The sequence below is a fragment of the Dyella sp. ASV21 genome (assembly GCF_016428975.1).
Taxonomy (GTDB): Bacteria; Pseudomonadota; Gammaproteobacteria; order Xanthomonadales; family Rhodanobacteraceae; genus Dyella.
In genome coordinates, this window is sequence record NZ_JAELTT010000053.1 from 20,168 (window position 1) to 28,595 (window position 8,428).

Here is an 8,428-nt window from a genome sequence, read left to right on the forward strand (position 1 = left end):
GCCGGCCACACGCAAAAGCCCGCCATCCGGCGGGCTTTTCTTTTGCCACCGCGATGATCGCGGCGGCGGTGATGGGCACAAAAAAAACGCCGCGTAACCGCGGCGTTTTCATGGACAGGCTTAGACCGTGGTCGGGTTCGGCTTGTCCGGATCGAGCTTGTAGGTCTTGATGGCGCGCGCCACGTCCTTGGCGTTGACCTTGCCGTCCTTCGCCAGTGCGGCCAGCGCGGCGTGCGCGATCCAGTAGCGATCCACTTCGAAGAAACCACGCAGGTGGGCACGGGTATCGGAGCGGCCGTAGCCGTCGGTGCCCAGCACGGTGTAGCGCATGCCATCGGGCATGAAGGCGCGGATCTGATCGGCGTACTCGCGCACGTAGTCGGTGGCGGCCACGGCCGGACCCTGGCGATCCTGCAGCAGGCCGGTGACATACGGCACGCGCTGTTCGGCTTCCGGATGCAGACGGTTCCAACGCTCGGCATCGAAACCGTCGCGACGCAGCTCGACGAAGCTCGGGCAGGACCAGATATCGGCGGTGACGCCGAAATCCTTCTCCAGCAGCTCGGCGGCGGCGATGACTTCGCGCAGGATGGTGCCCGAGCCCAGCAGCTGCACGCGCGGCTCGCCCTTCTTCGGCTTGCCGGCGTCCTTGAACAGGTACATACCCTTGATGATGCCTTCCTCGGCGCCCTGCGGCAGATCCGGGTGGCTGTAGTTCTCGTTCATCACGGTGATGTAGTAGTACACATCCTCCTGCTCCTGCAGCATGCGGCGGGTACCGTCCTGCATGATCACGGCGATCTCGTAGGAGAACGTCGGGTCGTACGACTTCACGTTCGGAATCGAGCCGGCCAGCAGGTGCGAATGGCCGTCTTCGTGCTGCAGGCCTTCACCATTGATGGTGGTACGGCCAGCCGTGCCGCCGATCAGGAAGCCGCGCGCGCGCATGTCGCCCGCCGCCCAGGCCAGGTCGCCAATACGCTGGAAGCCGAACATCGAGTAGTACACGAAGAACGGCAGCATCGGCTGGTTGCTGATGCTGTAGCTGGTGGCCGCGGCCATCCAGGCGGCCATACCGCCGGCCTCGGAGATGCCTTCCTGCAGCACCTGGCCCTTCTGGTCTTCGCGGTAATACAGCAGCTGGTCGGCGTCCTGCGGACGGTACTTCTGGCCGAACGGCGCGTAGATGCCGATCTGGCGGAACATGCCTTCCATACCGAACGTACGCGCTTCGTCGGCCACGATCGGCACGATGCGCTCACCGATCTGCTTGTCGCGCAGCATCAGATTCATACCGCGCACCAGCGCCATGGTGGTGGAGATCTCGCGATCGCCCGAGCCCTTGGTGATCTGCTCGAACGCGGACAGCTCCGGCGCCTTGAGCTTCACTTCGGACTGGCGACGACGCTGCGGCAGGAAGCCGCCCAGCGCGCGGCGACGCTCCATCATGTATTCCACTTCCGGCGAGTTCTTGCCCGGGTGGAAGTACGGCACCTCGGCCAGCTTGTCGTCCGTCACCGGGATGTTGAAGCGGTCGCGGAAGTGGCGCACGGCGTCGGCGTCCAGCTTCTTCTGCTGGTGCGTGGGGTTCTGCGACTCGCCGGCCGCGCCCATGCCGTAGCCCTTCACCGTCTTGGCCAGGATCACCGTGGGCATACCCTTGGTGTTCACGGCCTGGTGGTAGGCGGCGTACACCTTATGCGGATCATGACCGCCACGGTTGAGGCGCCAGATGTCGTCGTCCGACAGATTGGCGACCATCTCGCGGGTTTCGGGATACTTGTTGAAGAAATGCTCGCGCGTATAGGCGCCACCGAAAGCCTTGCAGGCCTGGTATTCGCCGTCGACGGTTTCCATCATCAGCTTGCGCAGCACGCCCTTGGTGTCGCGCGCCAGGAGCGGATCCCAGTAGCTGCCCCAGACCACCTTGATGGCGTTCCAGCCGGCGCCACGGAACACACCTTCCAGTTCCTGGATGATCTTGCCGTTGCCGCGCACTGGACCGTCCAGGCGCTGCAGGTTGCAGTTGATCACGAACACCAGGTTATCCAGCCCTTCGCGGCCGGCCAGCGAGATGGCGCCGAGGGACTCGGGCTCGTCGGTTTCGCCGTCGCCCATGAAACACCAGATCTTGCGGTCGGTCTTGGGCATCAGGCCGCGGTGTTCGAGGTACTTCCAGAACTGTGCCTGGTAAATCGCCTGGATCGGACCCAGACCCATCGACACCGTCGGCACCTGCCAGTAGTCCGGCATCAGCCAGGGGTGCGGGTAGGAGGACAGGCCGCGACCGTGACCGGCCACTTCCATGCGGAACAGGTCAAGCTGCTCTTCGCTGATGCGACCTTCCAGGAACGAACGAGCGTAGATGCCCGGGCTGGAGTGACCCTGGTGGAACACCAGGTCGCCCGGATGCTCGGCGCTGGGAGCGCGCCAGAAATGGTTGAAGCCCACGTCATACAGCGTGGCCGACGAAGCGAAGCTGGCGATATGACCGCCCAGTTCGCCCGGCTTGCGGTTGGCGCGCACCACCATCGCCATCGCGTTCCAGCGGATCAGCGTACGGATGCGCCATTCCATCGCCGCGTCGCCGCTCATCTTCGCTTCGTTGGCCGGAGCGATGGTGTTGACGTACTCGGTGGTCGGATTGAACGGTAGGTAGCCACCGGCGCGACGCGTCGAATCGACCATCTTCTCCAGCAGGAAATGTGCGCGCTCGGTGCCATCGTGATGGATGACCGCATCAAGCGATTCGACCCATTCCTGGGTTTCGGTGGGATCGAGGTCCTGTTGGAGGATGTCGTCGAGCTGATCCATGGGGAGCTTCTCTCCGCGGCGCCGGGGGGTCGGCGCGGCAATAGGTGAACGCCTCGCAATGAGAGGCAGGGAACCTTCTGAGTGTAGCTCCGGTGCGGTTTTTCGCCAATTGGATCGAAACAATACGGGGGCGAATGGGGTGGAAGGGTTTGATTTTGGCGACAATCGCCGAAGTGGTATGCAGACGAGTCTGCAGGCCGGCCGCCTTCCCCGCCCGGCCACGCCTATCGGCGGCCCGGTGCCGGGCCGCCGGCCACATCAGTAGACGAACAGGTAGCGCAGTACCAGGTGGTTGCCCGCGGAGTGGTTCCGGGCCCAGCCTTCCGCATAGATATTGCCGACAAAACGGTGCTGTTTGCGCCGCCATTGCACCCCCGGCCCCGCGCCATAGACACGCTCCTCCGAGTGCGGCTGGCTCCGCCCGTTGATACGGTCCGCGCCAATCTGCCAAAACTGGTAGACCCCCGCGCCCACGCGCCATTCGGGTGTCACGGCATAGGAAGCACTGAGATTGTAATGGGCGGCTTGCCCGGCCTGGACGCTGTTGACCGGCTCGCCGGCCATGGCGGCATAGCGCGCTTCCGGATCGTGGCTGATCCCATTCCACAGATACATGAAGCGCCCGCTCACCTCCCAACGCCGCGACGGCCTGAGCGTCCATGCGTAATAGGGGCTGAAACTGAAATAGTCGCTGCCGGTGTTCAAGCGCGCATCGGCGCGATAACGCCCCAAGGGCAGCACCACCGGCAACGATAGCCGCGATGAAAACGGCCACCCGAACAACTCGCGGTCCCGCCACTGCAGATAAGCACCGACGCTGGGGTTGCCCACGCCCCGCGCCTGCCCATGGGTGGCCCCGATCCGTAGATCCAGATCCACCAGCGGCACCACCGCTTCGACACCGACGTTGCCGCCCAGCCATACGTGAGGCGTGGTGTAGGCGTAGTGCAGACGATGCACCCACAACGTCTTGTCGTAAGGCGTCGACAGGCGCTGGCCATCGGCGTCGTAGTTGCGGGTGGCGTGGAAGCGACTGGCGCTCCACTGCATCATCGAACCGACACCGCCGCCGCCATCTTCGAAGCTGGTCGCGCCCAGGTTGACGCCAGGCAAGGGCACCGTCGTCGCGTGAACCGTACCGCCTGCGCAGCAGATCCACGTTAACCATAGAAAGAGTCGCCGCACGTTCGTTCACTCCTTGATAGATACCTTCCCTCGCACCATCGTCACGACGGTCATGACGCAGCGCGCGAAGCCAGCTCAGGCGACGTCCCATTCGCCAGCCCCAGCGCCAGACGCTCGCTGCGCCACAACCACAGCCCGCACAGCAGCACCACTACTTGCGTGCCCACCAGCAATGCGAAACCTGTGGAGAAATCCTCACTGGTCGCGCCCGCCGACGCGGGAGAGCGCCCGATCACCCAGCCCATCAGCAACGGCATGAATGCCGACGTGAGCGCGCCCGCACCGTTGGTGAACCCCATCGCACTGGCGACGTGCTCGGGCCGCGCGTAGTACTGCAACATGCTGGGGATCGAAGGCGTCTGCACACCCCAGAAGAAGCCGGCGGCGATCAGATAGACCACGGCGGCATAGCGCTCCTCGGCGCCGATAGCCGACAACACCGATATCGCCGTGGCGACACTGCCCGCCACGAAGATCAGCGGAATGTGATGGCGTGGAATGCGATCGATCAGAATCCCGCCACACAACACGCCCAACACAATGGCGTACTGCGGCAGAGAACCCAGCCAACCCATTTCGCTCATCGAGAAACCGCGCGCGGTCTTCAGGTAAACCGGCAACCAATTGGCGCTGCCCCACATATAGGCAAGGCAGGCCGAGGTGAGCAGTGTCAGCGGCAGCACATAACGCGTCTGTAGCGCATGGCTGAAGGTTTGCCCCACGCCCCGCATTGTCGACGCGAGCGAGCCGGCACGCCGCGAGTACTCAGGCCGCGCCGGCATCCGCACGAACGCCCACACCAGCGGTAGGCCAACCACGATATTGATAAGGCCGAGCACGTAGAACGAGCCCTGCCAATGCAGGCCGGCCACCAGGCCGCTTACCAGCGGATAGCCCAAGGCCAGGCCAATACCGGTACCCATGTTCACCAGCGAATTGGGCTTGCCGTTTTCGTGGCCGTCGAAATAGGCCTTGATGTAGGACGAGGCCAGCCCGTACAGCGGACCCTCGGCTACACCCAGCAGAACGCGCGAGGCGAACAGCATCGACCAGCCCGCCATGAACGGTGACAACACCGTGACCACGCCCCACAGCAACAACCCGCACAACAGGCTGCGACGCACGCCGAGCAAGATCGCGCAGACCGGCGTCAACATAAAGTTGGAAACAGCGTAGCCCAGCATGAACGCCGTGCTGAGCAAGCCCTGCCGGCTGCGGTCGCCTTCGGCAAGACCGAAGTGTCTGAGGAAATCGTTATCGGTAAGCAGGATCGCAATATTGATGCGATCGATATAAGAAATGGCGACGATCAAAAATAAGGTCGTGACGCCGTACCAGCGCGCATACTTGCCCATGAGCCCTCCTCACTTGTGCGGGGCCGGAGCGCCCCTTCCCGACGCCCCCGCTGCAACCCCTGACCAATGCGCTGCCGCTTACCCTCGATGCGAACAAACGATGCGAGCGAAGCGCGATGCTCTTCCTTGGCGCCGAATCAATACAGCCGCTTCTGCGGTGGACCGGCAAAGTTCAGCGGTCCCAGGGCTGCCATGTCCACCTCCACCAAGGCCGGCCCGGCGTGCTGCACGGCTTGGCCCAGGATCTCTTCGCAGGCCTCCACGTTGTCCAGTCGCCACGCGGGCATGCCCATCGCTTCGGCCAACATGTGGAAGTTCGGCGTATGCAGCTCGTTGTAGAACTGACGGTCGCCAAAGTACTTGCGCTGAATGCCACGCATGACGCCATAGCCACCGTCGTTCATCACCAGGAAAACCACGTCCAGTTGTTCTTGCACGGCGGTTGCCAACTCACCCACACCCAGCATCAAGCCACCGTCGCCCAGCAAGGCCAGCACCTTGCGATTCGGATTGGCGACCGCGCTACCGATGGCCTTGGGCAACCCCAACCCAATCGCCCCCGCCAGCGAATGGATGTTGCACAGCGGGTGCTCGAAGCCGAGCAGGCGGCTTCCCCACGTGCTGCCGGACATAGTGATATCGCGTACGACGATGCCATCCTCGGGCAACACGCTACGCACCGCATCGGAAAGCGTGGCGTACGGGCCAAGTTGCTTGCGCAGCGCACTTTCCGCCGTAGCCACCAGCTTCGCCACATCATCCACGCCGATCTCGCTCTGCAGCGGACCGGCCGCCTCCAGCCGATCGGCAAGGTAGCCCAGCACCTGGGCGCAATCGCCCTGCACAAACGCCTCCATGGCGTAGTTGCGATTGCAGGCGGCCGGGTCGATATCGATCTGGACGCGATGAGGCGTAAGCGGCAGCGAGTACGTCGCCGTCTCGTTACTGCGCAAGCGCGAACCCGCCACGATCAGCAGATCGCTGCGCTCGAGCAGCGCGGCAACGCCCGCATCGTTGTGAAAAGCGCGCAGGCTGCGCGGGTGGCTATCGGCGAGGATGCCGCGACCATGCGTGCTGGACAGTACCGTCACGCCGAGATCGGCCAGTCGACGCACCGTATCGACCGCCGCAATCGCACCGCCACCCACCCACAGCATGGGGCGACGGGAGGCGCGGAGGCGCTCGCTCAGCGCATGGGCAGCCGTCACGTCGAACGCCAGACTCGTGGTCCGCCGGGCGGAAATGTTTGGTCGCGCAATGAGCGCCGCCTGCACATCCACCGGAATCTCGATGCTCACCGGACCCGCTGGCAAGCGCATGGCTTCCTGAATCGCCCGCTGCGTGATGGCAACCGCCTGCTCCGGATGGAGGATGCGGTAAACCGCCTTGGAACACCCTCGCAGCAAGCTGGGCTGATCGCGCGTCTCGTGGATGAAGCCGGCATCGCGATCCAGATAGTCCCGCTCCACCTGACCGGTGATGTGCAACAGCGGGGTGCCCGCGTTGAGTGCCTCCATCAGTGCGCCGGCCGCATTGCCAGCACCGGCGCCGGTGCTGGTGAGCACCACCCCCAGTCCACTGAAGCGGCCGTGCGCATCGGCCATCGCTGCCGAACCCGCTTCACCGCGCGCCGGGACGAAGCGAATCGAGTCACGCCGACCGATCGCATCGGCTACCGGAAGATTATGGATGGAGATGACGCCGTACACCGCACCCACGCCATACGCCTCGAGCAACTCGACGATGGCGTCGGCCACCGTGATCTTGTTATCAACCTTCGTATCTGTGCTCATCGGCTCCATTCCATCGCTTGCTGTTCCATTCCGAGATAGATGCTTTTCTGTTGCATGTACGCCAGCACGCCCTGGCGACCCTTCTCGCGCCCCAGACCGCTCTCCTTGAAACCGCCGAACGGCGCGGAGATGGCGAACTTCTTGTACGTATTGACCCAGATCGTGCCGGCCTCCAGGCGCGAGGCGAGGTGCCAGGCGCGACGGTAGTCGCGCGTCCAGATGCCCGCCGCCAGCCCGTAAACGCTATCGTTGGCCTGCGCGAGCAGTTCGGTTTCATCCTCGAACGGCATCGCCACCAGCACCGGCCCGAAGATTTCTTCGCGACAGGCGCGCGCATCAGGCGACAAGCCTTCGATGACGGTAGGCAGGAAATAGCTGCCGGCAGCCAGCGCAGGGTCGGACGGTGCGCGGCCGCCGCGGCGAATCCGGCCGCCCTCTTCCACCGCCGATGCCACGTAGGCCGCGACACTATCGCGGTGCGCCATGCTCACCAGCGGCCCCATGTGCACGCCATCGTGCTCGGGATGCCCCAGGCGCAGGCGATCCACCACTTCATCGAGGCGCTTCAGGAAAGCGTCGTAGAGCGATCGGTGCACCAGCAAACGGGAGCCCGCGATGCAGGCCTGGCCGGCGGAACTGAAGATGCCGTAGACCACGCCCTGCACGGCGCGTTCAAGATCCGCATCGTCCAGCACGATCGTGGGTGATTTGCCGCCCAGCTCCAACGACACCGGAATCAACTTATCGGCCGCAATCGCCGCAAGCCGGCGGCCCGTGCTGGTACCGCCGGTAAAAGAGATCTTACGCACCAGCGGATGCCGCACCATGGCCTCGCCGACCACCGAGCCTCGGCCTGGCAGGACACTCAGCAAGCCTGCGGGCAAGCCCGCCTCTTCAAACAGCTTGGCCAGCGCAAGAGCGGCCATCGGCGTGGCGTCGGCGGGCTTGACCAGTACGGCGTTGCCTCCCGCGAGCGCGGGAGCAATCTTCTGCATCTCGCTGGCGATGGGCGAATTCCAGGGCGTGATGGCCGCTACCACCCCTACCGGCTCGTACGTGCTGAAAGTGGTGAAATCACGGCTGCGCGGCGTGGGCATTTCACCCTCGAAGGTTTCGCACACCGACGCGAAGTAGCGCGCGGTGCCCGCCGCGCTATCCACCAGTGCGCGGGTTTCCGCCAGCGGCTTGCCGTTATCGCGTGTCTGCAGGCGCGCCAGGTCTTCGCGACGTGCCGCAATGAGTTCGGCGACCCGATGCAGCACCGCCGCTCGCTCATGGGGC

General features: G+C 64.3%; 5 protein-coding genes. All 5 read right to left on the reverse strand.

The genetic code is table 11. From position 1 onward, the window contains the following. Positions 1 to 120: 120 nt before the first annotated feature. Positions 121 to 2,814: a pyruvate dehydrogenase (acetyl-transferring), homodimeric type gene (gene aceE, locus JHD67_RS15795; protein ID WP_199100190.1), complete on the reverse strand. Its 2,694-nt coding sequence runs from the start codon at positions 2,812 to 2,814 to the stop codon at positions 121 to 123. A 258-nt stretch (positions 2,815 to 3,072) separates the two neighbouring features. Then, entirely contained in the window at positions 3,073 to 3,999 is a 927-nt protein-coding gene (locus tag JHD67_RS15800) for a transporter (RefSeq protein ID WP_199100191.1), read from the reverse strand. Between the two features lie 50 nt (positions 4,000 to 4,049). After that, entirely contained in the window at positions 4,050 to 5,354 is a 1,305-nt protein-coding gene (locus JHD67_RS15805; RefSeq protein WP_199100192.1) for an MFS transporter, read from the reverse strand. A 137-nt stretch (positions 5,355 to 5,491) separates the two neighbouring features. Beyond that, positions 5,492 to 7,147, reverse strand: coding sequence for a thiamine pyrophosphate-binding protein (locus JHD67_RS15810; RefSeq protein ID WP_199100193.1), 1,656 nt, complete (start codon positions 7,145 to 7,147; stop codon positions 5,492 to 5,494). Next, a partial coding sequence (locus tag JHD67_RS15815; protein ID WP_199100194.1) for an aldehyde dehydrogenase occupies positions 7,144 to 8,428 on the reverse strand: 1,285 nt, incomplete at its 5' end. The genes JHD67_RS15810 and JHD67_RS15815, both read right to left, overlap by 4 nt.

Bases quoted from the DNA above. Each gene is read 5' to 3' on its own strand.
- aceE (WP_199100190.1), bottom strand. From the start codon at position 2,814: ATGGATCAGCTCGACGACATCCTCCAACAGGACCTCGATCCCACCGAA.
- JHD67_RS15805 (WP_199100192.1), bottom strand. From the start codon at position 5,354: ATGGGCAAGTATGCGCGCTGGTACGGCGTCACGACCTTATTTTTGATC.
- JHD67_RS15810 (WP_199100193.1), bottom strand. From the start codon at position 7,147: ATGAGCACAGATACGAAGGTTGATAACAAGATCACGGTGGCCGACGCC.